The organism is Pedobacter sp. Hv1 (genome assembly GCF_001412215.1).
Lineage (GTDB): Bacteria > Bacteroidota > Bacteroidia > Sphingobacteriales > Sphingobacteriaceae > Pedobacter.
Window position 1 is genome coordinate 587,901 of the sequence record NZ_LLWP01000004.1, and the last position, 24,847, is coordinate 612,747.

25 protein-coding genes and 1 riboswitch are annotated in these 24,847 nt (G+C 35.9%); of the genes, 10 read left to right on the forward strand and 15 right to left on the reverse strand.

The features are described 5' to 3' along the window. Nucleotides 1–50 precede the first annotated feature (50 nt). From AQF98_RS10385 to AQF98_RS10400, 4 genes are all read right to left on the reverse strand, one after another. Nucleotides 51–776: a menaquinone biosynthetic enzyme MqnA/MqnD family protein gene (locus tag AQF98_RS10385; RefSeq protein WP_055131864.1), complete on the reverse strand. Its 726-nt coding sequence runs from the start codon at nt 774–776 to the stop codon at nt 51–53. 10 nt (nt 777–786) lie between these two features. Beyond that, complete coding sequence (locus AQF98_RS10390) at nt 787–1,404, reverse strand: histidine phosphatase family protein (RefSeq protein WP_055131865.1); 618 nt, start codon at nt 1,402–1,404, stop codon at nt 787–789. Nucleotides 1,405–1,504: 100 nt separating this feature from the next. Further along, a complete protein-coding gene (gene mqnE, locus AQF98_RS10395) occupies nt 1,505–2,689 on the reverse strand; it encodes an aminofutalosine synthase MqnE (RefSeq protein WP_055131866.1) in 1,185 nt (394 codons plus the stop codon). A 240-nt stretch (nt 2,690–2,929) separates the two neighbouring features. Further along, entirely contained in the window at nt 2,930–3,421 is a 492-nt protein-coding gene (locus AQF98_RS10400) for a hypothetical protein (RefSeq protein ID WP_055131867.1), read from the reverse strand. A 108-nt stretch (nt 3,422–3,529) separates the two neighbouring features. Between AQF98_RS10400 and AQF98_RS10405 the strand changes: the two genes are divergently transcribed. From AQF98_RS10405 to AQF98_RS10420, 4 genes are all read left to right on the forward strand, one after another. Next, nucleotides 3,530–4,651 (forward strand): PLP-dependent aspartate aminotransferase family protein, encoded by a 1,122-nt coding sequence (locus AQF98_RS10405; protein ID WP_055131868.1) that lies wholly within the window; start codon nt 3,530–3,532, stop codon nt 4,649–4,651. A 196-nt stretch (nt 4,652–4,847) separates the two neighbouring features. Beyond that, nucleotides 4,848–4,960, forward strand: a riboswitch (SAM riboswitch). Between the two features lie 285 nt (nt 4,961–5,245). Beyond that, entirely contained in the window at nt 5,246–6,568 is a 1,323-nt protein-coding gene (locus AQF98_RS10410) for an O-acetylhomoserine aminocarboxypropyltransferase/cysteine synthase family protein (protein WP_055132116.1), read from the forward strand. Between the two features lie 27 nt (nt 6,569–6,595). Then, nucleotides 6,596–7,654, forward strand: a complete 1,059-nt coding sequence (metX, locus tag AQF98_RS10415; protein ID WP_055131869.1) for a homoserine O-acetyltransferase — start codon at nt 6,596–6,598, stop codon at nt 7,652–7,654. Nucleotides 7,655–7,813: 159 nt separating this feature from the next. Next, nucleotides 7,814–9,055 (forward strand): homoserine dehydrogenase, encoded by a 1,242-nt coding sequence (locus AQF98_RS10420; protein WP_055131870.1) that lies wholly within the window; start codon nt 7,814–7,816, stop codon nt 9,053–9,055. 70 nt (nt 9,056–9,125) lie between these two features. Here the strand turns inward: AQF98_RS10420 and AQF98_RS22370 are convergent, their stop codons facing one another. The 4 genes from AQF98_RS22370 to AQF98_RS10435 are packed head-to-tail and all read right to left on the reverse strand — an operon-like array spanning nt 9,126 to nt 14,545. Next, nucleotides 9,126–9,257: a hypothetical protein gene (locus AQF98_RS22370; RefSeq protein ID WP_255352928.1), complete on the reverse strand. Its 132-nt coding sequence runs from the start codon at nt 9,255–9,257 to the stop codon at nt 9,126–9,128. A 33-nt stretch (nt 9,258–9,290) separates the two neighbouring features. Then, entirely contained in the window at nt 9,291–10,625 is a 1,335-nt protein-coding gene (locus AQF98_RS10425) for a dihydrolipoamide acetyltransferase family protein (protein ID WP_055131871.1), read from the reverse strand. A gap of 58 nt (nt 10,626–10,683) precedes the next feature. Continuing rightward, complete coding sequence (locus AQF98_RS10430) at nt 10,684–11,931, reverse strand: competence/damage-inducible protein A (protein ID WP_055131872.1); 1,248 nt, start codon at nt 11,929–11,931, stop codon at nt 10,684–10,686. A gap of 16 nt (nt 11,932–11,947) precedes the next feature. After that, nucleotides 11,948–14,545 carry a putative LPS assembly protein LptD gene (locus AQF98_RS10435; protein WP_235524208.1) on the reverse strand — a complete coding sequence of 866 codons (2,598 nt, stop codon included), beginning with the start codon at nt 14,543–14,545 and terminating at the stop codon, nt 11,948–11,950. Nucleotides 14,546–14,700: 155 nt separating this feature from the next. Here AQF98_RS10435 and AQF98_RS10440 point away from each other — a divergent pair, with 155 nt between their 5' ends. From AQF98_RS10440 to AQF98_RS10450, 3 genes are read left to right on the forward strand one after another with little or no spacing between them, the layout of a single operon-like run. Beyond that, nucleotides 14,701–15,579, forward strand: a complete 879-nt coding sequence (locus tag AQF98_RS10440; RefSeq protein ID WP_235524209.1) for an N-acetylmuramoyl-L-alanine amidase — start codon at nt 14,701–14,703, stop codon at nt 15,577–15,579. 39 nt (nt 15,580–15,618) lie between these two features. Next, a complete protein-coding gene (locus tag AQF98_RS10445; RefSeq protein ID WP_055131875.1) occupies nt 15,619–16,452 on the forward strand; it encodes an N-acetylmuramoyl-L-alanine amidase in 834 nt (277 codons plus the stop codon). Between the two features lie 12 nt (nt 16,453–16,464). Next, nucleotides 16,465–17,418, forward strand: coding sequence for an MlaD family protein (locus AQF98_RS10450; RefSeq protein ID WP_055131876.1), 954 nt, complete (start codon nt 16,465–16,467; stop codon nt 17,416–17,418). Nucleotides 17,419–17,533: 115 nt separating this feature from the next. Here AQF98_RS10450 and AQF98_RS10455 read toward each other — a convergent pair whose 3' ends face one another. The 5 genes from AQF98_RS10455 to AQF98_RS10475 all read right to left on the reverse strand — a co-directional run bounded on the left by AQF98_RS10455 (nt 17,534) and on the right by AQF98_RS10475 (nt 21,165). Then, on the reverse strand, nt 17,534–18,445 hold the full coding sequence (locus AQF98_RS10455) for a ribonuclease Z (RefSeq protein ID WP_055131877.1): 912 nt from the start codon (nt 18,443–18,445) through the stop codon (nt 17,534–17,536). Nucleotides 18,446–18,451: 6 nt separating this feature from the next. Next, on the reverse strand, nt 18,452–18,838 hold the full coding sequence (locus tag AQF98_RS10460; RefSeq protein ID WP_055131878.1) for an STAS domain-containing protein: 387 nt from the start codon (nt 18,836–18,838) through the stop codon (nt 18,452–18,454). A 38-nt stretch (nt 18,839–18,876) separates the two neighbouring features. Further along, nucleotides 18,877–19,830 carry a phosphoribosylaminoimidazolesuccinocarboxamide synthase gene (locus tag AQF98_RS10465; RefSeq protein ID WP_055131879.1) on the reverse strand — a complete coding sequence of 318 codons (954 nt, stop codon included), beginning with the start codon at nt 19,828–19,830 and terminating at the stop codon, nt 18,877–18,879. Between the two features lie 64 nt (nt 19,831–19,894). Continuing rightward, nucleotides 19,895–20,173, reverse strand: a complete 279-nt coding sequence (locus AQF98_RS10470) for a hypothetical protein (RefSeq protein ID WP_055131880.1) — start codon at nt 20,171–20,173, stop codon at nt 19,895–19,897. Nucleotides 20,174–20,202: 29 nt separating this feature from the next. Continuing rightward, complete coding sequence (locus tag AQF98_RS10475) at nt 20,203–21,165, reverse strand: PhoH family protein (RefSeq protein ID WP_055131881.1); 963 nt, start codon at nt 21,163–21,165, stop codon at nt 20,203–20,205. 102 nt (nt 21,166–21,267) lie between these two features. Here AQF98_RS10475 and AQF98_RS10480 point away from each other — a divergent pair, with 102 nt between their 5' ends. The 3 genes from AQF98_RS10480 to AQF98_RS10490 all read left to right on the forward strand — a co-directional run bounded on the left by AQF98_RS10480 (nt 21,268) and on the right by AQF98_RS10490 (nt 23,038). After that, entirely contained in the window at nt 21,268–22,047 is a 780-nt protein-coding gene (locus AQF98_RS10480; RefSeq protein WP_055131882.1) for an S-adenosyl-l-methionine hydroxide adenosyltransferase family protein, read from the forward strand. A gap of 161 nt (nt 22,048–22,208) precedes the next feature. Beyond that, nucleotides 22,209–22,493, forward strand: a complete 285-nt coding sequence (locus tag AQF98_RS10485; RefSeq protein WP_055131883.1) for a putative quinol monooxygenase — start codon at nt 22,209–22,211, stop codon at nt 22,491–22,493. A gap of 11 nt (nt 22,494–22,504) precedes the next feature. Further along, a complete protein-coding gene (locus AQF98_RS10490; RefSeq protein WP_055131884.1) occupies nt 22,505–23,038 on the forward strand; it encodes a hypothetical protein in 534 nt (177 codons plus the stop codon). A 164-nt stretch (nt 23,039–23,202) separates the two neighbouring features. On the opposite strand, the gene AQF98_RS22035 is transcribed toward AQF98_RS10490, so the two are convergent. Both AQF98_RS22035 and AQF98_RS10495 read right to left on the reverse strand, forming a co-directional pair. Further along, on the reverse strand, nt 23,203–23,418 hold the full coding sequence (locus tag AQF98_RS22035) for a hypothetical protein (RefSeq protein ID WP_152969693.1): 216 nt from the start codon (nt 23,416–23,418) through the stop codon (nt 23,203–23,205). Nucleotides 23,419–23,534: 116 nt separating this feature from the next. Beyond that, entirely contained in the window at nt 23,535–24,773 is a 1,239-nt protein-coding gene (locus AQF98_RS10495) for a DUF1015 domain-containing protein (RefSeq protein ID WP_055131885.1), read from the reverse strand. Nucleotides 24,774–24,847: the final 74 nt, after the last annotated feature.

The following is a 24,847-nucleotide window of genomic DNA, read 5'->3' on the forward strand; positions in this document are numbered from 1 at the left end:
TTTGGTTTTTTGGTTACAGCCCAGATTGCAAATGCAAACCAAAAAACTATCTATAGTTGTTTAATGTAATTTAGAAATAAATCCAGCGCTTTTCTCTTATCGTCGGTTAAATCAAAATCGAGCTTATGTAGCAGGTAATCTTCCAAATCAATAGCTGAATTTGTTGGCAATTCTTTTAACAGTTCTTTTCGATGTGCCAAGCCTAATTTTAAGGCCTCATTAAATTCAGCGATAAATTGTTCTGGGATCATTTTATTCGCTACCCAAGCGGCATAAACAAATGGCAGACCTGTCAATTTCATCCACTCCTCTCCCATATCATAAGCGTAGGCAAAATCACCTTTACGACCAAAAGTACGATCACCGATTAACACCAATGCATCTGTTTCTATATCGGGATCAGTAATCAATTCTACACTTACCTTAAAATGAAATTTCAGTAAAACCTTGGCCAAATTGTTAGAGGTACGCGACTGCGGATCAAGCTTTAAAGTTTTAATTTCACTAGCCGGAACCTTAGAAAAAATAAATACCGAATTTACAGCACCAACAGAGCCGATACAATAAGAACCAATAATATTTGCATTGGGTACAGATGGAATAGCTGCTACAGGTATTAAACCTATATCAACTTGGTTATTAATTAGTTTAGCCGCACAATCTGAAGGAATATCTAAGCTTAAATCTATTTGATGGCGAACCTCACTTTTTTCTATTCCGTAAATAAATGGTTTGGTATTGGTATAGGAAACTGCCGAAATTTTAATCTTATCCACGTATAATATTTTATGCTAAATCTTTTAAATGGTCTGTATTGTTAAAGTCTATTACAGCAAACTGACCATCTGTGTAGCTCATTCTGTAAAGTGTTGTATTTTGATGGGGAAAATCGCCCATTTCTGACAGCGGTTCTTCAAGCAATAAACAAAGTAATAACCGCATTGCTCTACCATGCATACAGATCAAGACCCTATTTTCTGCTGTTCTACTTTTAATCAATGCTACCGTTTCTTGTAAACGCAACAGCACCTCATTGGGGCTTTCGCCTCCTTCAAACTTGGCTTCATAATTTCCGCCTTGCCATTTCTCTACCATTTCTCTAAAGGCAAATCTGGCTTCTTCGGTATTGGGTTGCCCCTCCCAAAGCCCCCAGGCCAACTCATCTAAACCTGCGTGTTTCTCAAATGGTAAACCTAGGTCTATAAACTGCTGAATGGTTTGCTGAGTACGTTTAAGTTCAGATATGTATATCTTATCAAATGCTATAGCTGAATAATGATTAAAAAAAGCAGCTGCTTGCGCCCTTCCTGTATCATTTAAATCGCTATCTACCCCTCTACCCTGTACAATACCCAATCTGTTTAATTCTGTTTCACCGTGTCTGATAATGTAGAGTTCCTTCATTTTTAAAGTAAGAAGTTGTAAGTAGTAAGTGGTAAGTTATAAGTAGTAAGTTGTATGTATAAGTAGTGAATTATTAGTTGTAAGGTATAAGTATAATCGGTTAATTGATTACTGGCAATTTATAATATTGAGGTTTCACCTCATCCTCAAAAACTACATTGGTATAATCTGTTACCACATTGTACAAAGTATCTCTTTCTATGGGTTGACGTCCTACTTGTTTAATGAGGTTGACCAATTGTTGCGTGCTCATTGCCGGGTTTTGCTCTTCTGCACCTGCCATAGAATAGATTTTAGTGGTATCGTCTAAGGTTCCATCAATATCATCTACGCCAAAATTTAAAGACATCTGTGCGGTTTCTCTACTGATCATTGCCCAATAAGCCTTTACATGGTCGAAGTTGTCTAAATAAATCCTACCAATGGCATAATTTCTTAAATCTTCTATTACAGAAACCTCCGGAATGTTGCTCATCTGGTTGTGCTGGTTTCTAAATTTTAATGGAATAAAAGTTTGGAAACCTCCAGTTTGATCTTGTAACTGGCGTAAACGCTCCATGTGGTCAACTCGATGTTCAAATTTTTCGATATGGCCATACAACATAGTTGCATTAGAGCGCATGCCTAGTTTATGCCATTCTTCGTGAATAGCCAACCATTGTTCTCCAGTACATTTATCTTTGGCAATCTGCTCTCTAATTTCTGGTGCAAAAATTTCTGCTCCACCACCTGGTATCGATTCCAGTCCAGCTTCTTTCATCAACTTCATTCCTGTAGCATAATCTATCTTCGCTTTTTTAAAGATATAATGGTATTCTACTGGGGTTAATGCTTTAACGTGCAGGCTTGGTCTATGCTGTTTAATAGCCGTAAATAAGGCCGAATAGAAAGCCACATCATATTGGGGCAAAACACCTCCAACAATGTGTACTTCGGTAACAGGCTCATCATCATATTTTTTAACCACATCCAACATTTGTTCCATGGTTAATGCCCAGCCTTCTTCTTTTTGTTTGATTAAGCGTGAATACGAACAAAATTTACAATCGTATACGCATAGGTTGGTGGGTTCTAAATGGAAATTGCGGTTGAAATAGGTTTTATCACCATGTTTTTCTTCTCTGATGTGGTTGGCCAAAACACCGAGATAACCCAACTCTGCATGTTCGTATAAATACACACCTTCATCAAATGTAATCCGTTGGTGGGCTGCAACTTTCTGAGCAATAGCCTTTAAAGGTGCTGAAAGATTAGGGTTATCAAGAAGAATTGCTAAATCCTGCACAGTATTTGTTTTTAAATGTTTAGGCAAAAGTACAACAATGACCTAATTGAAAATCATTTTCTTGTAAAAATGGCTTATTTAGAACCAATAAAAGCCTCGAAGTTATCGAGGCTTTTAAATATTTAAGGTTTAAATTGCTATTTAAACGTCTTTATGATGTTGCATTATGAACTACCTAAAAACACATCATTTAATCTTCTTAAATGATCTGAGATGCCTTAGATGGTAAAACAATATCAATTATTTAGCTGCTTTGGTAAAGTTTAAAACCACATACGCAGTTTTGCTACCATATTCAATTGGCGATTTAATCACCATGTTATTGCCATCTGTAGCAGAAAGAATTAATCTATACCCTTCAGTTACGTTTTTAGCTTTTTCTTTTTCGTATAGTTTTTTGAATTGGAAGGTTTCATCAGCAGGGCTTGCAGACCAAAAAATAGTTTGTGTTTTTGCTGCACATGTTGCACTAGTTGGCAAACTGTAGCTTCCATTACCACTATTTGTTAAGCTCCATGTACTCCCTACAAAACACTTGTAAGAACTTTCGCCCAAAAATGATTTTACCGCAAGTTCTGGAATACCATCAAAAGTAACATCATTTAAAACCCAATTACCTGTTACATTTCCTCTTTTAAGTGCCACAGCACCATTTGTTGTTTTAGGTGAGCAACTTTGTAACACTATTAATGAACTACAAATTAAAGCTGCTATTAAAAATATTCTTTTCATATACTTGTTTTTTGTTATGCTATTTACACAAATCTTGCCAAAATCTATTTTTTCGGAAGATTTAAATTTAGCTTTGTCATAAATCCTTGTATTTTAATTTGTAAAAAGATGAAACCAGAAACCTCTGCCATCCATGCTTTAAATTTAGTAAAGAGTGCCACAGGCGATGTAACCATGCCTATTAGCCTATCTACCACTTTTTTACGTGATGAAACGGGTGGTTATCCTGGCGGACACATGTACAGTCGTGTCAGTAACCCCAATCGTTCTGCATTAGAAAATGTAATTACAGCCTTAGAATTTGGTGCCGATACTTGTGCTTTTTCTTCTGGAAATACAGCGGGCATGTCTATTTTTCAGGCCTTAAAACCTGGGAGTCATATCATTGCACCAGATGATATGTATTGGGGCTTTAAAAAACAACTTCAAAGTATTTTTGCAGCTACCTTAACTTTTGATTTTATTGATTTAACCGATCTTTCTGTACTTACAAGTTATATCAAAGCCAATACGGTAATGATTTGGGCCGAAACACCTTCTAACCCTCTACTAAAAATTACAGATATTGAAGCTTTAGCGAAGATTTGTAAGGCTAACAATTTAATCTTCGCCTGCGATAGCACTTTTGCCTCTCCCATTCTACAAAATCCTATTCTACTAGGTGCAGATATTGTGATGCACTCTACCACTAAATATATTGGTGGCCATAGCGATGTGTTGGGTGGTTCATTAACTACAGCTCATCAAAACGAATTTTGGGAAAAGATCAGAAACGTACAACAAATTGGAGGTGCAGTACCTTCGCCATTTGATTGCTTTTTATTGTTACGCAGCATCAAAACACTCGCATATAGAATGAAAGGACATTGTGAAAATGCAATGATCTTGGCCAAACACCTAGAAAAACATCCAAAAATTGATGCTGTTTATTATCCAGGTTTAGCTTCTCATCCGCAACATGAAATTGCCAAGAAACAAATGAAAGATTTTGGTGGCATGTTATCTATTTTGGTAAAGGGCGATGCCAGTGCTGCCCGTAAAGTGGTTAATAGTGTGAAAATATTTGCACAGGCCACAAGTTTAGGTGGTGTAGAGAGTTTAATCGAGCACCGTGCTTCAGTTGAAGGTCCAGACACCAAAACTCCACAAAATTTAATTCGGGTCTCTGTGGGTCTCGAACATATTGATGATTTGATTGCCGATTTAGAACAGGCATTGGCTCATATTTAATAAATTTGATTAAAATTTCTCTAAGCTTCGTGTGTACACGAAGCTTAGGCATGAAACAACATTAAATTTATAACACTCATTTTCAATAGATTAACAATTAATCAGAATTTAATTTTGCGTAAATTAAAATACAATCCTATATTTGAAACATTATTTGGCGAAAGCTAGATTAAAGTCAACACCTTATTCAGGTTTTGATTTATAAAGAAGTGGCGAGAGACAGGCTCATTGACCCACTGGCAACCCTCCCTAACGGAGAAGGTGCCAATTCCTGACCAGATAACATGGTGTTGTTTGGAAATATAAATTAAGAAAATGAAAACATTCAATTCAAATTCGCTACTTAGCGAAAATCTTAGCTTAAAACCCAACAGGTCGACTTCTTTTAATGTCATTCAGATTTGCTGTAAACTACAGGCAATGAACTGTATGTGCTGTCGCATATACTAATTCAAAAATCTTCCACTTTGTATTTTTCAATTCGGAAGGTCCCGACCAATCGGGATACGCCTAATCATTATGCTTGGAAAATCTTTAACTCCAAGTCAAAACAACTCACAGTTTAGCAATTCAATCATTTTAACATTAAAGATCATGTCAAATCTTCATAAATTCGAAACACTCCAGTTACATGCTGGTCAAGAAATAGACCCAACTACAGGCTCAAGAGCAGTACCCATTTACCAAACCACTTCTTATGGTTTTAAAAATTCTGAACATGGTGCCAATTTATTTGCACTAAAGGAATTTGGTAACATCTATACCCGTTTAACCAATCCTACAACAGATGTTTTTGAAAAAAGGATTGCCGCTTTAGAAGGTGGCGTAGCTGCCCTAGCTGTGGGTTCTGGCCAAGCTGCACAATTTATTGCTTTAAACAACATACTGGAAGCCGGAGATAATTTCGTTTCCTCAAGTCATTTATATGGCGGTTCTTACAATCAGTTTAAAGTAGCTTTTAAACGTTTAGGTATAGAGGTTAGATTTGCCAATGGCGATGAACCAACAGATTTTGAGGCTAAAATAGATGAAAAAACAAAGGCCATCTACCTAGAAACCATTGGTAACCCTGCATTTAGCATTATTGATTTTGAACAAATCGCTGCTATTGCAAAAAAACACGATTTACCTTTAATTGTAGACAATACTTTTGGTGCTGCAGGATACCTATTTAGACCACTAGAGCATGGCGCACATGTGGTTGTACAATCGGCTACCAAATGGATTGGCGGTCACGGTACCAGTATTGGAGGTGTAATTGTTGATGGTGGAAACTACAATTGGGGCAATGGAAAATTCTCTCAATTTACTTCACCCTCTGAAGGATACCATGGTTTAGTTTTCAATGATGTATTTGGCGAAAATGGCCCATTTGGAAATATTCAATTCATTATCCGTGCCCGTGTAGAAGGCTTAAGAGATTTTGGCCCAGCCATTTCTCCTTTCAATTCTTTCTTATTGATCCAAGGTTTAGAAACTTTATCACTCCGTGTACAACGTCATGTAGACAATGCCTTAGCCTTAGCACAATGGTTAGAAAATCATCCTGCAGTAGCGAAGGTAAATTACCCAGGCCTAGAAAGCAGCCCTTATCATGCCAATGCTAAAAAATACCTAAGAAATGGTTTTGGCGCTGTGCTTTCTTTCGAGTTAAATGGCGATAAAGAAAGTGCCACAGCCTTGGTTGACAATCTTAAATTGGTAAGCCATTTGGCTAATGTGGGCGATGCAAAGACCTTAATTATTCAGCCATCGGCTACTACCCACCAACAATTGAGCGAGAGCGAACAACTGGCAGCTGGCGTAAGCCCTAACCAATTGAGAGTTTCTGTAGGCATTGAACATATCGACGACATCAAAGCAGATTTTGAACAAGCTTTTGCAGCCATTGAAACATTGGTAGAATTAGCCCTTTAATAGATTATTATAAATACTACAACAAAAATGAGTACAGTATCTCTATATAAACATCCTAAAATTTTTAAGCTAGAAAACGGTAAAAAGCTCCGTAACCTAGAAATTGCCTATCAGACTTTTGGCAAATTAAATGCTAAAAAAGACAATGTAATTTGGGCTTGCCATGCGCTTACCGCTAATGCAGATGTATTAGACTGGTGGAAAGGATTATTTGGCACCAGTGCTTTGTTCAATCCTGACGAGCATTTTATCATCTGTGCAAATATTTTAGGTTCTAACTATGGCACTACAAATCCTTTAAGCAACAACCCAATTACCGGACAGCCTTATTATTTGTCGTTTCCAGAGTTTACCATTAGAGATTTAGCAGCTGCACATCATTTATTGGCCAACCATTTAAGTATAAGTACCATCAAAGTTTTAATTGGAGGTTCTTTAGGCGGTCAACAAGCTTTAGAGTGGTCACTAGCAAAAACGCAAACCATCGAAAATTTAATTTTAGTAGCTACAAACGCTGTTCATTCTCCATGGGGCATTGCTTTTAACGAGAGCCAGCGTTTAGCCATTAGTGCCGACCGAACTTTTTATGCCAACCAACCAACTGGTGGTTTAAAAGGTTTGAAGGTTGCCCGTAGCATTGCTTTACTGTCATACCGTACCTACGAAGCTTATTCAGCAACACAATTAGAGAGTGTAAATGATAAAACAGGTGCTTATAGAGCAGCTTCTTATCAGAACTATCAGGGCGAAAAATTGTGTAAACGTTTCAATGCTTATAGCTATTGGTATTTGAGCAAAGCGATGGATAGCCATAATGTAGGTCGTGGTAGAAAGAGCATTGTAGCTGCACTAGCAGAAGTGAAAGCCAATACATTGGTTATTGGAATTGAAAACGACATTCTCTTCCCGATCAGCGAACAACAGTTTTTGGCCGAGCATATTAACAACGCCGAATTTAGCAGCATTAATTGCGCTTATGGTCATGATGGCTTTTTAATTGAAACAGATAAATTAACAAATATCATTGGTCATTTTTTGAAGGAAAGCATCAATAAAAAGATCATCAAATTGCAACAGACAGCCTAAGAGGGGTTGTGGGTTATAGGTTATGAGTTGCAGGTTACGAGTTATAAGAGCAAAGATTTGAGACTTGAGATTAACAATTGAAACTATTTCCTATTCCCTATTTACTATTTCCTATAAAAAACAATAAAATTTAAAACAAGAGTAAGAACAAATTATAACATGAGTAAGAAACTTAAGATCGGATTATTTGGGTTTGGTGTGGTTGGACAAGGATTACACGACATTATCCGTGGACAAAACTTAAACCTAGAGGTAGTTAAAATTGCCATTAAAAACCCTGAAAAGAAACGCAGTTTAGATGCAAACCTTTTCACTACAGATCATAATGAGATTTTAAACAATCCAGAAATAAATACCATTGTTGAGCTAATTGACGATGCAGACGCAGCCTTTAAAATTGTAAGAACAGCATTAAGCAACGGTAAAAATGTGGTGTCGGCCAATAAAAAAATGATTGCTACACATTTAGAAGAACTTGTAAAATTACAGGCTCAACATGGCACTTCTTTACTGTACGAAGGTGCAGTATGTGGCAGTATTCCAATTATCAGAAACCTGGAAGAATACTATGACAATGAACTTTTACATGGCATTAGTGGTATTTTTAATGGCTCATCAAATTATATTCTATCTAAAATATTTAACGAAGGTTTGGCTTATGATACCGCTTTAAAGCAGGCGCAAGATTTAGGTTTTGCAGAAACTGATCCAATTTTAGACGTTGGAGGTTACGATCCTAAATTTAAACTGACCATTGCTACCGCACATGCCTATGGTTTGTTTATCAATCCTGATAAAATTTTAAACGTTGGAATTCAGAATATTTCTGATGCTGATATCCAGTATGCTAGAGAAAAGAACTTCAAGATTAAATTGGTACCAACTGCACGTAAAATAAGCACCAAGCAAGTGGTTACTTTTGTACTACCAAAATTTGTTAAGGCAGACGATTTTCTTTTCAATGTAGAGAACGAATACAATGGAGTAACCGTACAGGCTGCTTTTGCAGATAAGCAATTCTTTTTTGGCAAAGGTGCAGGTGGCCATCCTACAGGAGCTGCAGTATTGTCTGATATTGCTGCACTTCGTTACGATTACCGTTATGAATATAAAAAATACCACCAGCAAAATGGCTTGATCCATACAGATAAAGTAAGTATCGAAGTTTATTTACGCTATGTGCACGAGTACACGATTGAAAAATTAGAGATCGAAAATATCTCTGAGCGTTTCGCTCGTAATGATTATAAGTATGTAATTGGTAACATCAGTTTAAAAAATCTAATTGCCAACCGCGATTTGCTTTTAAACAAAGATGTCTTCATCGCACAAACAGGCAAATTAAGCTATAGTCAACAAGACATAGCAGCAATTGCCGAAGAGGGTGTGCTTGTCAACTAATTAATTACTTTTTGTTTTGTTTTGATAGTAAAAAGCCTCGATGGGTGTCGAGGCTTTTGCTATTGTTTAGTTATTTGATCCGATGTGCAACATGTGCTTTTCCATCTTTTACGCCCATCTTAAAAATATCTATGGTGAGCTTATATGCAAAAGGTGCAAGTACAATCAGTAGTGAAGTTAAAAGTGTTCTTTTCTTCTTCATTGTTTCTTATTTAAATTTCTATTGACCAATATACTAACTTATTTCTCTATTGATATCCCAGTTTTCTAGGTAATCGGCCACTCGGCGAACAAAAGATCCTCCTAAAGCACCATCAACTACCCTATGGTCATAAGAAAGCGAAAGGAACATCATGTGACGGATTGCAATCACATCCCCAAATTCTGTTTCTAATACAGCAGGTTTCTTTTTAATTGCGCCTACGGCCAAAATAGCCACCTGTGGTTGATTGATAATTGGTGTACCCATTACATTGCCAAAAGAACCTACGTTGGTTAAGGTAAATGTACCATTTTGTGTTTCGTCTGGTTTTAATTTAGAACCACGAGCACGAGCAGCCAAATCATTTACTGCTTTGGTTAAACCTAATAAGTTGAGTTGATCTGCATTTTTAATTACAGGCACAATGAGGTTTCCACTAGGTAAAGCAGCAGCCATACCAATATTGATATCTTTTTTCTTAATAATCTGAGTTCCATTTACAGTCACATTGATCATCGGAAAATCTTTGATCGCTTTGCTTACTGCTTCGATAAAGATCGGAGTAAAAGTGATTTTTTCATTTTCACGTTGTTCAAATGATTTTTTCACTTTATCACGCCACATTACCATATTGGTTACATCAGCTTCTACAAATGAAGTTACGTGTGGAGAAGTATGTTTACTCATTACCATGTGTTCGGCAATCAGTTTACGCATTCTGTCCATTTCTATAATTTCATCGCCACCACTTAAACTTGGAGCTGGCGTTGCAGCTTTTACAGGTTCAGCAGCTTTTTGAGCTGGTGCTGGTGTATCTACTTTTGGTTGAGTAACTGGTGCTCCACCATTTTTTGCTTGAATATGATTTAAAAGATCGTCTTTGGTTAAACGACCTTCTGCACCACTCCCTTTAATCTGATCAAGTTCTGCCAACGAAATGTTTTCTTGTGCAGCAATACTTTTCACTAAAGGTGAATAAAAACGATCTGAATTTTTAAAATCTGGAGCTTCGCTTGCTGATTTGTCTTCAACAGGTAGCTGACTTAACCCAGGTATTTCTTTTTCTATAGCTGGTGCGGGTGTTTCTTCTTGTTGAGCTGTAGGCGCAGGTGCACTTTCTGCCCCACCTTCTGTTTCTATAATCGCAATTACAGCACCTACCTGAACCACATCGTCTGCTGCGAAAAGCTGTTTCACTAACTTACCAGCAATTGGCGAAGGTACTTCTGAATCTACTTTATCGGTTGCGATTTCCAATATGGTATCATCCAACTGGATCATATCTCCTGGTTGCTTAGTCCATTTAATGATTGTTGCTTCTGCAACACTTTCTCCCATTTTAGGTAACAATAATTCGTATTGAGCCATATTGTTTTAATGCGTTTATAATTGGTATCTGCGCACAAAAGTACGCCTTTTTACCCATTTAATTCAAATCTTGTTTCAAGAGATTTAGCAACATTGTTAATGCAGCAGTTGCAGAACGTTCTATATTCTGTATCCTTTTGTCGCCAAAAGTAAATAATTTAGCTACAGTTTGACGTTGGGTAGCCACTGCAATCCAAACAGTACCAACGGGTTTGCCCGGCATTCCACCATCTGGGCCTGCAATTCCACTCACCGCAATTGCATAGTCTGTTTTAAAATGTGCAACAGCACCTTCGGCCATTTCTTTTACCGTTTGCTCACTTACCGCTCCGAATTCTGTTAGCGTTTGATGTTGAACACCTAAGATAGATTCTTTTAGATCGTACGAATAGGCTACTGCTCCACCTGCAAAAACTGCAGATGAACCGGCATGTTGTGTGATTAAGTGTGCAATATAACCTCCCGTACAACTTTCGGCAGTAGAAAGTGTCAAGTTTTTGGCCTTCATTTGATCTAATATGGCCTTTTCTAAGGCAACATCTTCTTCTGCTGCTACATAAGCTTTAACTCGATCTACAATTTGCCTTATATAAGTATTGATTTCTGCTTTTAAAGCAATTTCATCTTTGCCAATAGCACTTAAGCGTAACCTTACCTGCCCCAGTTTTGGCAAATACGCCAGTTTGATATAATCTGGTAAACTGTCTTCAATATCTTCAATCTGTTGAGCCAAAAATGATTCGCCCAAACCAGTGGTCAATATAGTTTGATGGATAATGGTAGGTAGGTTGAAAGCACTTTTAATACGTGGTAAAATTTCTTCCTCCATGAGGTACATCATTTCGAAAGGTACCCCAGGCATAGCAACAAATATTTTTCCGTTTACATCAAACCACATACAAGGTGCAGTACCATTTTTATTTTTGATAACGGTACAACCATATGGCACATCGGCTTGTTTTCTATTAACCTCAATCATTGGTCTATTTAAACGAGCAAAAATTGAGGTTACATGTTCAAGTGTAGCTTCATCACGCCTTAATGGCATATTAAAATACTTAGACATGGTTAGCTTGGTAACATCATCTTTTGTAGGACCAAGGCCTCCAGTAATTAAAATGATGTTTGCTCTTTGCTGTGCTTCGTCTAGGGCTTGCGTAATATGTTCAGCATTGTCAGAAACTGAGGTAATCTGTTTTACGCTCACTCCTATTTTATTGAGCTCCCTCCCCATCCAAGCAGAATTGGTATCTACAATTTGACCAATTAGAATTTCATCTCCTATGGTAATAATTTCTGCCAGCATCTGATTGTATTAATTTTTAGTAACGTGTGTAATAACCTTTACGTTTGCTTAGTTTAAGATCTTGTAAAATTGCGGCCTTTACTTTAATGGTAACCGAATAACTTTGATAAGCACCCAAAGGGATCCAGCTGGCACTTAAATCCCAACAGTGTAGATCTCTATAGATTGCAAAAGAGGTATAAGAAAGGTCTTTGGCCTTAAAATCGTAACCAGAATTAAACTGTATCTTCCATTTAGGGGTCAATGCAAAATCGCCGTTAAAGTTCAATGTATTTGAAACTGTTCTTGTTTCGGGCCTACTCAATGCATTTGAGTAAGAGAAACTGTAAGAAAAGGCAAAATTCCATGGAATATTGAAATCGACAAATGCATTTGGGTCTCTACTAATTGCCTCTAATTCCGCAATCTGTTCTGGAGTTCTTGCAGCAGAATTACGGTTTCTCAGCTCCTCCATGTTCTCATTTTTCTTTTTTAATGCAGCCGGATTTAAGCTGTAATCAAATGAGAAGTTAAAACTAACTAAGCGTGGCAACTTACCACTTTTCCATACGTATTGATCAGATTCTCTATAATTTATGGTAGTTATCTGATTAGCTCCAGTACCTGTTACAGTTTTATAATCTTCTACAGCATAAGGATTCAATGTACCTCCAAAATTAAAGCCCAATTTATCAGTAAATTGAGATCTACCACTAAAGTTTAAAAGACTCAATTTCTTTTTAGTGGGTTCTGCAAAATTATAAGAGCCCCCAATAGTTAAACCCTGTATAATTGGAATTTTCTTCTCGCCACCATTTGTGGTGTCTTTTTTTGATTTTATTTTTAATTCGACATTATTATCTACTGAGAAACTCAAATTCGCCTGTTGGCCTCTAGATGGTCCTCCAAATGCAGCACCATCAAATATGGAATATTTTCTTTCATTACCTAAATAATCTACAATTGGTTTTTGACCTTCAACTCGTACACTTTTACCAGGTCTGATGTCATTTGTATAATACTCTAAAGGTTTGTAATAGCCAAAATTACTTTTTGAAAAATCTGGTTTGTAGTTAAAGTTAAAAGTAGGCGTCATTACATGTCTAATGGCCTTAATTCTTCCCAGATTCTTGAATTGTTTAGTCGCATAGAGTTTGGTCGACATGTTCAATCCAATATTATACTCTCCAGCCCTTTTAAAACCACTCACCGTATCAATAGCCGTACTGTCTCCCCTTCCGGGCATCTGTATCAAACGTTGGTTAATTGTTTGAAAATACCATTTCTCATTGTAGCCTGCGTTTGCATTAAAGTTAAAATACTGGAATAAGTTAAAAGCCAAACTTACTGGTATATTATGGTTAAAGCCGTTTCTAAATCTCTTTAAACCACCTTTTTCAAAAAGTAGGTTTTCTTTAGTACTAACCATGTTACTAGCCTGCAAACTGTAACCAACAGTAACTTTTTGATACCATTTTTGTTTATCTACCCTTGTTTTCGAATCGAAGGGATTAATGGTAGCCATGTTTAAACTGATCTGTGGTAAGGTTAAAGTAATGGTTTTATTCTGTGTTTCTTGAGAGTGGTTTAAAGACCCTGTAAAATTGAATAGACCATCTCCAAAAACCTTTCCATAAGCAATACTTGAGCTCATGGTATTACTTGCAATTTTGCCAATATCATAAGTCTGATTGGCACCAGTAGTTCTAAAATAATCTGAGGTTCCGGCATTAACAGAAGCTGTAAACGTGGTTCCGGGTTTGGCCATTGGATTTTGACTATGGGTCCATCCAATATTAAAATTCTTTAACGGCTTATAACCTGGTGTACCCTCCAAACCATTACGCGAACTCGAATAATTTAAATTCACATTACCATTGTATTTGTACCTTCTTAAATAATTAGAGGTGAAAGTGAGGTCATAACTACCGTTTGTAAAAATATTACCCGTTAACCTACCGTCGAAATAGTCGTTAAATGCCATATAATAACCACCCCCATTTAAAGAGAAACCTCTAGTTGCATCTTGGTTTGGTGTAGGTAAAATAAATCCGGATGATTTTTTATTGGGTTTTGGGAAAAATGCGAATGGTAAAAAGAATGGAGGAATTGGAATATCTTCGATCTTTAAATAAACAGGGCCTGTAATAATTTGTGTTTCGGTAGCAATACCTTTCGAAATGAAAATCCCAAAGTGTGGGTGTGGTAAGTTACAGGTACTAAAGGTCTGTCCTTTAATATGCACTTCATTATCAGGTTGCAGCTTTCCTTGTCCACCAGAAAAATAGCCTCCCTGCTGTTCTGTAAAAACACCGAATACCAAGCCTTTACCTGTTTTGGTATTGTAACTTAATGAATCGGCAATGGAAGTACCTTGATCTGCTGTTTTAAAAATCGGACGTCCTACATATTTCCCATTTTTATTTTTTACCCCTCTTGCAAAAATGGTATTGTTTTCAGTGTCGTATCTAATATAATCGGCATTCAATTCAAAATCTTGGTAAATCACCCTCGCTTCGCCGTAGAGGTACATAATTTTGGTTTTTCTATCTGTATAGATGGAATCCTTAGCTTTATACACGACTTTAAGATCATTTTTACCTTTTTTAGCAGTATCAGTTTGTTTAGCTACCATTTGTAAAAACGAATAATTGGAAAAGGCTTTGGCGGTTTTACCAACAGTTGTTAGTAAAAGAACGGCAATAATAAAAATGATATTCTTTAAAAGTTTCAAATTCGTGTGTGAATGTTATTTTTGCAATAATGTTTATCCCAAAACGTTCAAAATTAATGAAAAATATACCATTGGTTAGACCAAATGCAATTTTGGTTATATTTATTTGTGCAGCATTATGCTTGTTTGCTGATAATCAATTGCTTGCGCAAGAATATAAAATAAAAACAATTGTAATAGATGCGGGTCATGGAGGCAAAGATGGCAGCACCAGAGGGCTTTATTCTACAGAAAAAGATGTAGCCTTAAAAACAGCGCTTCGATTAGGCAAGCTAATTCAAGACAATGTTAAAGATGTAAAAGTGATTTTCACACGTAGTGATGATACTTTTATTCCTTTATATGAGCGCATAAAGATGGCAAATAATGCAAAAGCGGATATTTTTATTTCGATCCATTGCAATGATATGCCAGTAAAAGCAACCCGTTATATCAGTGGTTATACCAAAAATAAAAAAGGCAAAAAAGTGCCTGTTTATAAAACCCGTTATGCCAAAAGCACCTCAACTAGAGGTGTAGAAACCTTTGTATCTGGTTTTGGCCGAGTTGATGAGCAAGATGAAGCCATTAAAAGAGAAAATGCGGCAATCTTTTTAGAGGACAATTATAAGGAAAACTATGATGGGTTTAATCCAGACGACCCTGAAAGTGCAATTATCCTATCCTTAATGAAAAATACTTTCAGAACCCAAAGTTTAAAACTGGCCAAAATGATCCAAGATGAATATGTGAGCGTGGGTCGTGTTAATCGTGGCGTTCAGGAAAAGAGTTTGGCAGTATTAGCCAGAGCTGGGATGCCAGCTATCTTAACCGAAATTGGTTTTATTAGTAATCCTGATGAAGAGAACTACATGAATTCTGAAGAAGGACAGAGCGAAATTACCAATTGTATATTGAAAGCAATATTAGCCTATAAACAAAGCGTAGAAATTTAGTTCATAATTATTTAATAAATTTGCAGCAAAACACAACAAATGAGATTAAAGACCTTTCTAACCTTAACACTTCTATTTTTATATGCCGTTACTGGTCGAGCTCAAGGTTATAAAATCAAAACAATTGTAATTGATGCGGGTCATGGGGGCGTAAAATCTGGTGCCGAAGGAAGTTTTTCATTAGAAAAAAATGTGGCCTTACAGGTTGCATTGAAGCTGGAAAAAAAATTAGAAGAAGAATTACCGGGCATAAAAATAATCCAAACGAGAAGAACAGACGTAGATGTAGACTGGTACAGGAGAGCGCAAATAGCAAATGATGCAAAAGCAGATCTGTTTATTTCTATCCACTGTAATTCAATGCCAGATGACAAAGTACTAACTGGTTACGTTAAAAACAGCAAGGGATTAAAAGTACCACAATATAAAACGGTAAAAAACAAAACAACCAAAGGGACAGAAACTTTTGTAGGCGCTTATCGTCGTATTAATGAAATGGATGCTGGCCTTAGGGAAAACGAAGAAATTATTAAAGAGAAAGATTATAAAAAGAAGGGTACATACGATCCAACAGACCCAGAAGAATTAATTATGTTATCTTTGTATAAGTCTCTTTACCGCACTAAGAGTTTAGCATTGGCCAAATTAGTTCAAAATAACTACACAACGCTAAACAAAAGAGTGAATAGAGGTGTTAAAGAACAAGGCCTGTTAATATTACAAAGAGCAGCAATGCCATCGATTCTGACTGAAATTGGATTTATTTCAAACCCAGAAGAAGAAGAGTATATCAATTCGGCCACTGGGCAAGAAGAGATCATTACTGCAATTTTTAAGGCAATTAAACAGTACAAAAAAGAAATTGAGAATTAAACATCTAATTACGTGAAAATAAAAAACGAAACCAAAGTAGGCGTACTGGCAGCATTTGCTATTGCTTTATTAATTATCGGGTATAACTTCTTGAAGGGAAACTCTATTTTTTCTAGCGAAACTGTATTGTTTGCTAGGTACACACATGTAGATGGTTTAGGGGTCTCTAAACCTGTACTCATTAATGGTTTTCAGATCGGCAGGGTTGATCAATTGACCTTACAACCAAATGGAACAATCATTGCAACGCTTAAAATAAAAGACAAATACGATATTCCTAAAAACACAACAGCACGTTTAGAAAGTACTGATCTTTTGGGCGGTAAGGCAATTGTAATGGATTTAGGAAACAGTACCGAATTTGCAAAAGACGGCGATACCTTAAATGCCAATGTTGAAAAAGGATTAATGGAAGCTGTGCAACCAGTTCAGAAAAAAGCTGAATTGATCATCACCAAAATGGATTCGATTTTAACTAGTGTAAATTCAATTCTAAATCCGAACTTCCAGAAAAATGTAGATAAGAGCTTTACCAGTATTGCTTCAACCCTTTCTTCATTAGAGGCCACTTCTAAAAAAGTTGATGCATTGGTAGGTTCTGAGAGTTCTAAATTATCGAGTATCTTATCTAATGTTGAAACCATTACCGTTAACTTTAAAAACAATGGAGCCAAAATAGATGCCATTTTAACCAACCTTAATAATGTAACTGATAAAGTTGCTGCATTAAACTTTAAACAAACCATAGACAATGCCAATAAAGCAATAGGCGATTTACAAGGTATTGTTACAGATGTTAAAAATGGAAAAGGTAGTTTAGGTCAATTGATTAACGACAAGCAGATGTACGACAATTTAACCAACGCTGCTAAGAACCTAGATAACCTGATGATCGATTTAAAGGCTAATCCAAAACGTTATGTTCACTTCTCTGTATTTGGTGGTGGGAATAAGAAAGATAAATAGTGAATAGGAAATAGTGAATAGGAAATAGATTTTATTGATTACTAACATAGCTCATAAAAAAGCCGAAAATCAAATTGATTTTCGGCTTTTTCTTTATCGTTTATTTAACAACTATCTATATCTCGTAGGTATTTCCTTCTAAAGCCAATTCCGTTTCTGGAAATACTGTTCTTGCTTCGTCTAAAAGAGCAGTTAAGGTCTTGTAACGAGAAGAAAAATGCCCGATCAACAACTTTTTGGCACCCACAATTTCAGCCACCTGAGCCGCTTGTAATGCAGTAGTATGATGCGTTTCATTAGCTCTTTCTAGCATATCATGCAAAAAAGTAGCTTCATGATATAAAGTATTACAGTTTTTGATGATTTCGAAATAACTTTCATCATACAAGGTATCTGAGCAATAGGCATATGATTTTGGTGCTGCAGAATCTGTAGTATAATCTACATTTAACAAAACATCACCATTGGGTAAAGTGAGGTCTACCCCTCTTTTTAACAATGGATATAATTCTATTGGGATATTTTCCTGTTCTAGTTTATCGATCAGTAATTTTCTTAATCTTTTCTTTTCTGTAAACTTAAAACCTGTACAGGGAATTCTATGATTTAAGATAATCGTTTCTACAGTTACATCACTGTTCTGAAAAATAATTGCCGATTGTGTAGGATCAGTTTCAAAATAAACCAGTTCGTACTTTAATGAAGTATCAGAATGTTTAAACTGAAGTTCCAATATCTCTTTGATTGCCTTTGGTGCATAAATGTATAAGGGCTTGATACGCCCATTTAAATGCATGCTAGAGAGCAATCCTATTAAACCAAAATAATGATCTCCATGCAGATGACTAATAAAAACATAGTCTATCTTTGATGCTTTAAGACCATATTTAATCAACTGCTGCTGTGTACCCTCAGCGCAATCTATGAGATAAAATTTTTCGTTACAATTTAATAATTGAGCTGTAGGATTTCTGTTGTAAACCGGGGTTGCAGAGCTGCTACCCAAAATGGTTACTTCAAATTTCATTTAAACTTATCCTTTATCTACACTGCCACGTAATTCTTTCTCTATTTCTTCCATAAAGATCAAATCTGTAGCCTCATCTAACTTATTAACAAAAGTAACCGATTGATGAAGATTAGACATTTTAACAATATTGGCAATGGCATTGTTTACACCAGAAACCACAAAAATACCTCCTGCACTTTTGCAAAGTCTGTCTCCTACCAGTAAACAACTTAAATCTTGCGAGTCATTACATTCTTTTACTACTGATAAATCAAGTACAATATTGCGGTATCCTTCTGTATTAAGTAAGATAAATTCGGATTTTAAAGCTGGTGTATTGTCATTGGTGAACTTTGGTTCATCCAATTTTAAAACAACATATTTTTCGTGTTTATCGGTAGAAAATTTCATGGTTTTGTATTTTATATATTTAACGAAAGTAGCGATTATTATTTTGATAATAAATCGTTAATCGAATTAATCACGTTTTGTTCTATTCTAGTTAAAATGCTTTCTGATGGATTTTTAATAAAAGTCTCTCCAGTAATCTGCTCATACAACTCTATGTAACGCTCTGAAATCGAGTCTACAATTTCTGGCGTCATTAATGGAACTACTTGACCATCTTTACCTTGAAAATTGTTTTCGATTAACCACTTGCGTACAAATTCTTTAGACAGTTGTTTTTGTGGTTCTTGATTTTTTTGTCTTTCTGCATATCCATCTGCATAAAAATAACGAGACGAATCTGGTGTATGAATCTCATCAATCAGATAAATGGTATCGCCAACTTTACCAAATTCATATTTCGTATCTACTAAGATCAGACCTCGCTCTGCAGCCATTTCTGTTCCACGTTGGTACAAAGCTTGCGTATATTCTTCGAGTTGATTGTAATCAAATAAAGAAACAATTCCTTTGGCTAAAATATCTTGTTTAGAGATATCTTCATCATGACCAACAGCTGCTTTTGTTGTTGGTGTAATAATTGGTGTAGGTAATTTGTCATTCTCACTCAATCCATCAGGTAACTCCACCCCACATACACTTCTTTTACCGGCACTATATTCACGCCAAGCATGTCCAGCTAAATAGCCCCTAATTACCATCTCAACTTTAAAAGGCTCACAAATCCTCCCTACAGTTACCATTTCATCAGGCGTTGCCAATACCCAATTGGGTACAATGTCTTTTGTGGCAGCTAAAAATTTAGCGGCAATCTGATTCAATACCTGACCTTTAAAAGGAATAGCTTCTGGTAATACTACATCAAATGCCGAAATTCTATCGGTTACTACCATTGCCATTAACTGATCATCAATGGTATACACATCACGTACTTTACCTTTATAAAAACTGGTTTGCTGTGGAAAATTAAAGTGGGTTTCTTTGATTGCTTTCATGAGGCTATAAAAATACAATTTTAAAATAAAAACCCTGTAGGTTTAATGGCTACAGGGTTAAAAATTATTGTAAATTATTTAAAATCTGCTCAAAATCTTTAGAAGAGATGAGCGCAGTTGGCTTATTTTGAATGTTCAGCTCAATGATATCGCCATGTTTGTTTAACTGGAGCCTTCCCTTAAATAGATGGTTTTCTTCTAGCTTTAAAAAAGACGTTAAATTTTTAATGGTTTCTTTTCTACAGACCAGCTCATTAGCTGTTGTAGACACAACAAGCCTCACCCTTTTACCTAAGGGCTCAAATGACAAAGTAAGTTCATTGTTTAAAATTATCTTCTGCATCTGATTAAGCTGTTGCTATTTTTTAGTTTTTACTGAATATCTCCGTAAGCTTTTAAAATCTGTTTAACCAATTTATGTCTTACCACATCGTCTCCGTTTAGGTAAATGATATCGATCCCTTTAATTTCTCCCAAAATTCGAAGTGCATTATGTAGGCCAGATTGTGCCTTTTTAGGTAAATCGATCTGGGTAATATCACCAGTTACAATAAACTTTGCCGTAGGTCCCATACGAGTCAAAAACATCTTCAACTGTAGGTCAGTAGAGTTTTGAGCTTCATCTAAAATCACAAAACAATTATCTAAAGTACGTCCACGCATAAATGCCAAAGGCGCCACCTCAATGGTTCTGTTCTCAAGATATAACTTTAGTTTGTCTGGCGGAATCATATCATCCAAGGCATCGTAAAGCGGACGTAAATAGGGATCTACCTTTTCTTTTAAGTCGCCTGGTAAAAAGCCCAGGCTCTCTCCTGCCTCAACCGCTGGTCTGGTTAATATAATCCGTTTAATTTCTTTATTCTTAAGTGCTCTTACTGCCAATGCTACTGCAGTATAGGTTTTTCCCGTTCCGGCTGGGCCGATAGCAAATAACACATCGTTTTTACCAATGCTATCTACCATTTTACGTTGATTGGCGGTACGGGCCTTAATCATTAAACCATGATTGCCAAAAACAATCACTTCGCCAGTATTAACAGCTGCCGCCACTGGAGTTTCATCTGTTTTTACGGTAGTTTTTTTAGAACCTAAAATAGATTCCACATCATTGTGCGAAAGTGTTCTATACTTCTCTAGATGTGCAACTAACTGCTCGAACTTTTGCTCAAAGGCCTTTAACTCAGCCTCATCTCCCAGTGCCTTAACGTCGTTTCCTCTTGCTACGATTTTTAATTTTGGGAAAGCACTTTTAATCAACTCATAGTGTTCGTTGTTGGCGCCCCAAAATTGTACCTGATCTGTTGTCTCTAATGTTAGCTTTAGTTCGTTCAAAATATTGTATTTTTATTTAGAAGTGTATATTTTGATTTAAAAATTGAATATTTGTAGGCGAATTGCCTATACACAAGAATAAGAATAAATATTGAATTTTTAATGGCCATTATTACATTAACGACAGATTTAGGTTCCAAGGATTTTTACCAAGCTGCTTTAAAAGGAAGCATCTTGAGTATCTTGCCTACTGCCAATATTGTAGACATTACCCATGAAGTTCCATCTTTCAATATTTCTTATGCTGCTTTTGTACTTAAAAATGCCTACCCCTATTTTCCGAAAAACACCGTACACCTCATTGGTATTGATTCTGTTTTTAATGAGAATACAAAATACATTGCATTAAGGTATAAAGACCATTATTTTGTTGGGGCCGACAATGGTATTTTCTCCCTGCTATTTGATGAAACACCGGATGAATTGGTAGAGTTGAATATTATGCAGGACCTAAAATATCTTCATTTCCCGTTGGTTGATATTTTTGTAAAAGCTGCTATTCATTTGGCCAAAGGCGGGAAATTAAAAGACATTGGTGTACCTACAGGAGAAATTGAACAAAGAATGCTTTTACATCCTGTAATAGAGCGAGATATTATTAGAGGTAGTGTAATTTATATTGACACTTTTAGTAACGTAATTACCAATATTACCAAAGATCTTTTTACCAAAATACAACGCAATAGAGACTTTACTTTATACTTTAGAAAGAGCGAAACCATTACCCAATTGAGCTGGCACTACAATGAGGTACCAGAGGGCGAGAAATTATGCTTATTTGGGATCAGTAACCATTTAGAAATTGCCATTAACAAAGGTAAGGCGAGCGGCTTATTAGGCCTACATTTAAGTGATATTGTACGTGTAGAGTTTCATCCATAAGGGAGTTTTAAGTTGAAAGTAAAAAGTTCAAAGTTGTAAGTTATAAGTTGAAGGTTTAGATGCTCAGGTTTTGACAAAAAGACTAATGCACCAATGAACGAATGAACTAGTGAACTGATGAACACTTAAGCAATTAAACAGTTAACCAATAGCCTACATCTATGTTAGTACGTGTTGTAAAAATGCATTTTTCTCCTGATTTTATTGAAGAATTTAAAGCCTTATTTCTTGTTGTAAAATCTAAAATTGCTGCATTTGAAGGTTGCAATGACGTAAAATTACTACAACATGAAACAGATGCACAGGTATTTTTTACCATCAGTAATTGGCAAAGTGCTGAACATTTAGAGCAATACCGACAATCTGAATTGTTTGTTCAAACTTGGGCAAAAGTAAAACCAAATTTTTTAAGTAAAGCTGAGGCATGGAGTTTGCTTGAACAATAGAAAAACTCAACATGCTCAAAAAAATATTATTCCTATTGATGTGTTTTACTTCATTTTTGTTTAATGCAAGTGCACAGGACACTTCGGCTTATGAAAGTCAGCGACTTAAAATCAACACATTATTAGCCGAAAGAAGTATTAAATTTGGTCAGTACGATGAAAGTCTAAATGCAAAAACAGGTATTTTCGGTTTCCAGACCAAAAGAGATATTAGAAATTCTAACGAAATTTTGCGACAGATTGCTTTGAACGATAATGATATCTTTAAAGAACTTAAAGTATTGTTAGACTTTAAAGACCTACAGGTACAACAAGCCGTATCAACCTCAAGCACAAGTACCGAAAGCATTCAAAATTATAGAAGAACGATTAAAATATTACAGGACCAGAACCAAAACTATAGCAAAAGTATAGACCAGGTAGAAAAATCTAGAGACCTGGCCTATTTTTTAATGGCGCTATTTTTAATAGGGTGTACCGTATTAACTTATCTTTTCATTACCAAAAGCAAAAAATTGAAACGTTATGAAAAAGCAAATATTTAAGCTCTTGGTTAAGCTAAACAAATTGATTTTACCAAGTCTTTATCAAAAAGATCCAATGAAATTAACAACTTTTGAGAAAGGTATTTTAGGCTTTAGGTATTGGGCTTTGACCAATTCTTTAAACTAAATAAAAAGACTTAAAGACGCCATAAACCATTTGTTAATTATACGGGATCAGAAATACAGCGGTCAACGAAGTTATCATTTTCGTCTAACACACCACCACAATAAGAGCCACAACAACAAGGAACTTCCCTACAGGATGTGATTGCTCCCGCTAATAAACAAGGTCTGTCGCGATCATCTTCCGGAATGCAGGAACCCCAACCTCCCGTTATTTTTTTCATTTCAACACGACTCAATAAATTTAGTTTTTTCATACAAGTTTAAATTTAAATTAGGGTTTTGTAATTAAGTTGCTTAAATATAAAGATAAATTGTTTGATTAACAACACTTTAAATAGACAACTAGCTCAACAACACCCTAAAAAACCACTTATTTTTTAAAATAGTGAGACAAGAGCCCCACCAAAAATTTGGGCTCTACCCAAGTAGATTTAGGTGGCATAATGGCATTGGCATCAGCAACAGCAATCAATTGGTTTAATGTTACAGGTCTCAATACAAAAGCAACCTCATTGATCCCATTATTTATTTGTTTTTCTAGCTCGCTTAAAGAAGTTTTACCTCCTTCGAAAGTAATTCTGGCATCTGTTCTCGGGTCTTTAACCTTCAATAATGGAATTAAGATATGGTTTTGCAGAATACTTACATCTAATACATCCACTGGATCATCATTATAGGCAGTTGACTTCGCTATTAATTTGTACCAACCTGATTTTAGGTACATCCCAAAATGGTGCAACGCAGCAGGTTTGAACTGTTTATCCATTTTTTCTATCTCGAACAAAATTGAAATAGCAGCCAAAAACTCCTCTTCAGTTTGTCCGGCCAAATCTCTTATTAAACGGTTATACTCTAATACTTTTACTTCTTCGGTATCCATGTACACTGTAGAGAAATAATTGAACTCGGCATCTCCATTATCTTTAAATAGTGCTCTTTTATGCAGTCCCATTTTAGCCATTGAAGCCGCTCTATGATGACCATCGGCGATGTAAACTGGTGGCATCTCTTTAAATGCTTTTACCAATAAGCCTAGCTCTTCTTTTTGATCAATGGTCCAAATGCGATGTATTGTACCATCAACAAACGAAAAATCGATTTGCGGTGCTAAAGCAGTATATTTTTTGATGATTTGTTTAACAATTGGATCTGGTTGATAAGTAATCAATACAGGATTAGCGTCTAAATTTGTCTGTTGAATATATTCAGCCAACAATGTTTCCCTACGTTCTACCGTAAGTTCGTGTTTTTTGATATTTCCTTGTAAGTAATCGTTGATATGGGTTAAAGTCCAAATCCCTGTTTGTACCATGCCATCATGTATAACCTGATAAACATAGATGGAGGGCAGCTCTTCTGCAATCAAGATTTCCTTTTCTATAAAATCATCCATGTTTTCACCTATTCTTTTATACACCAACTCCTGACGTGAACCACGTAGATAAGGATTATCCAATTCTGGATTGATCAGGTGTAAAAAACTGTTCGGATTTTCAGAAGCGATGAGTCTGGCCTCGCCTATCCCGTAATTTTCAAGCGGACGAGTAACTACGGTACGCAACAGATGTGGCGCTGGTTTAAGGGCACAAAATGGTTTTATCGTAGGCATACAGATGTGATATTTGGCAAAAGCGAATATACTTTATTCCGTTCTTTTTCAAGAAAAATACAACACAATTTAGT

What these genes read in the sequence shown, in the direction of transcription:
- AQF98_RS10390 (WP_055131865.1), bottom strand. Translation starts at nt 1,404, where the DNA reads ATGAAGGAACTCTACATTATCAGACACGGTGAAACAGAATTAAACAGA.
- AQF98_RS10400 (WP_055131867.1), bottom strand. Translation starts at nt 3,421, where the DNA reads ATGAAAAGAATATTTTTAATAGCAGCTTTAATTTGTAGTTCATTAATA.
- AQF98_RS10405 (WP_055131868.1), top strand. Translation starts at nt 3,530, where the DNA reads ATGAAACCAGAAACCTCTGCCATCCATGCTTTAAATTTAGTAAAGAGT.
- AQF98_RS10410 (WP_055132116.1), top strand. Translation starts at nt 5,246, where the DNA reads ATGTCAAATCTTCATAAATTCGAAACACTCCAGTTACATGCTGGTCAA.
- metX (WP_055131869.1), top strand. Translation starts at nt 6,596, where the DNA reads ATGAGTACAGTATCTCTATATAAACATCCTAAAATTTTTAAGCTAGAA.
- AQF98_RS10420 (WP_055131870.1), top strand. Translation starts at nt 7,814, where the DNA reads ATGAGTAAGAAACTTAAGATCGGATTATTTGGGTTTGGTGTGGTTGGA.
- AQF98_RS22370 (WP_255352928.1), bottom strand. Translation starts at nt 9,257, where the DNA reads ATGAAGAAGAAAAGAACACTTTTAACTTCACTACTGATTGTACTTGCA.
- AQF98_RS10425 (WP_055131871.1), bottom strand. Translation starts at nt 10,625, where the DNA reads ATGGCTCAATACGAATTATTGTTACCTAAAATGGGAGAAAGTGTTGCA.
- AQF98_RS10430 (WP_055131872.1), bottom strand. Translation starts at nt 11,931, where the DNA reads ATGCTGGCAGAAATTATTACCATAGGAGATGAAATTCTAATTGGTCAA.
- AQF98_RS10435 (WP_235524208.1), bottom strand. Translation starts at nt 14,545, where the DNA reads ATGGTAGCTAAACAAACTGATACTGCTAAAAAAGGTAAAAATGATCTT.
- AQF98_RS10440 (WP_235524209.1), top strand. Translation starts at nt 14,701, where the DNA reads ATGAAAAATATACCATTGGTTAGACCAAATGCAATTTTGGTTATATTT.
- AQF98_RS10445 (WP_055131875.1), top strand. Translation starts at nt 15,619, where the DNA reads ATGAGATTAAAGACCTTTCTAACCTTAACACTTCTATTTTTATATGCC.
- AQF98_RS10455 (WP_055131877.1), bottom strand. Translation starts at nt 18,445, where the DNA reads ATGAAATTTGAAGTAACCATTTTGGGTAGCAGCTCTGCAACCCCGGTT.
- AQF98_RS10460 (WP_055131878.1), bottom strand. Translation starts at nt 18,838, where the DNA reads ATGAAATTTTCTACCGATAAACACGAAAAATATGTTGTTTTAAAATTG.
- AQF98_RS10465 (WP_055131879.1), bottom strand. Translation starts at nt 19,830, where the DNA reads ATGAAAGCAATCAAAGAAACCCACTTTAATTTTCCACAGCAAACCAGT.
- AQF98_RS10470 (WP_055131880.1), bottom strand. Translation starts at nt 20,173, where the DNA reads ATGCAGAAGATAATTTTAAACAATGAACTTACTTTGTCATTTGAGCCC.
- AQF98_RS10480 (WP_055131882.1), top strand. Translation starts at nt 21,268, where the DNA reads ATGGCCATTATTACATTAACGACAGATTTAGGTTCCAAGGATTTTTAC.
- AQF98_RS10485 (WP_055131883.1), top strand. Translation starts at nt 22,209, where the DNA reads ATGTTAGTACGTGTTGTAAAAATGCATTTTTCTCCTGATTTTATTGAA.
- AQF98_RS10490 (WP_055131884.1), top strand. Translation starts at nt 22,505, where the DNA reads ATGCTCAAAAAAATATTATTCCTATTGATGTGTTTTACTTCATTTTTG.
- AQF98_RS22035 (WP_152969693.1), bottom strand. Translation starts at nt 23,418, where the DNA reads ATGAAAAAACTAAATTTATTGAGTCGTGTTGAAATGAAAAAAATAACG.
- AQF98_RS10495 (WP_055131885.1), bottom strand. Translation starts at nt 24,773, where the DNA reads ATGCCTACGATAAAACCATTTTGTGCCCTTAAACCAGCGCCACATCTG.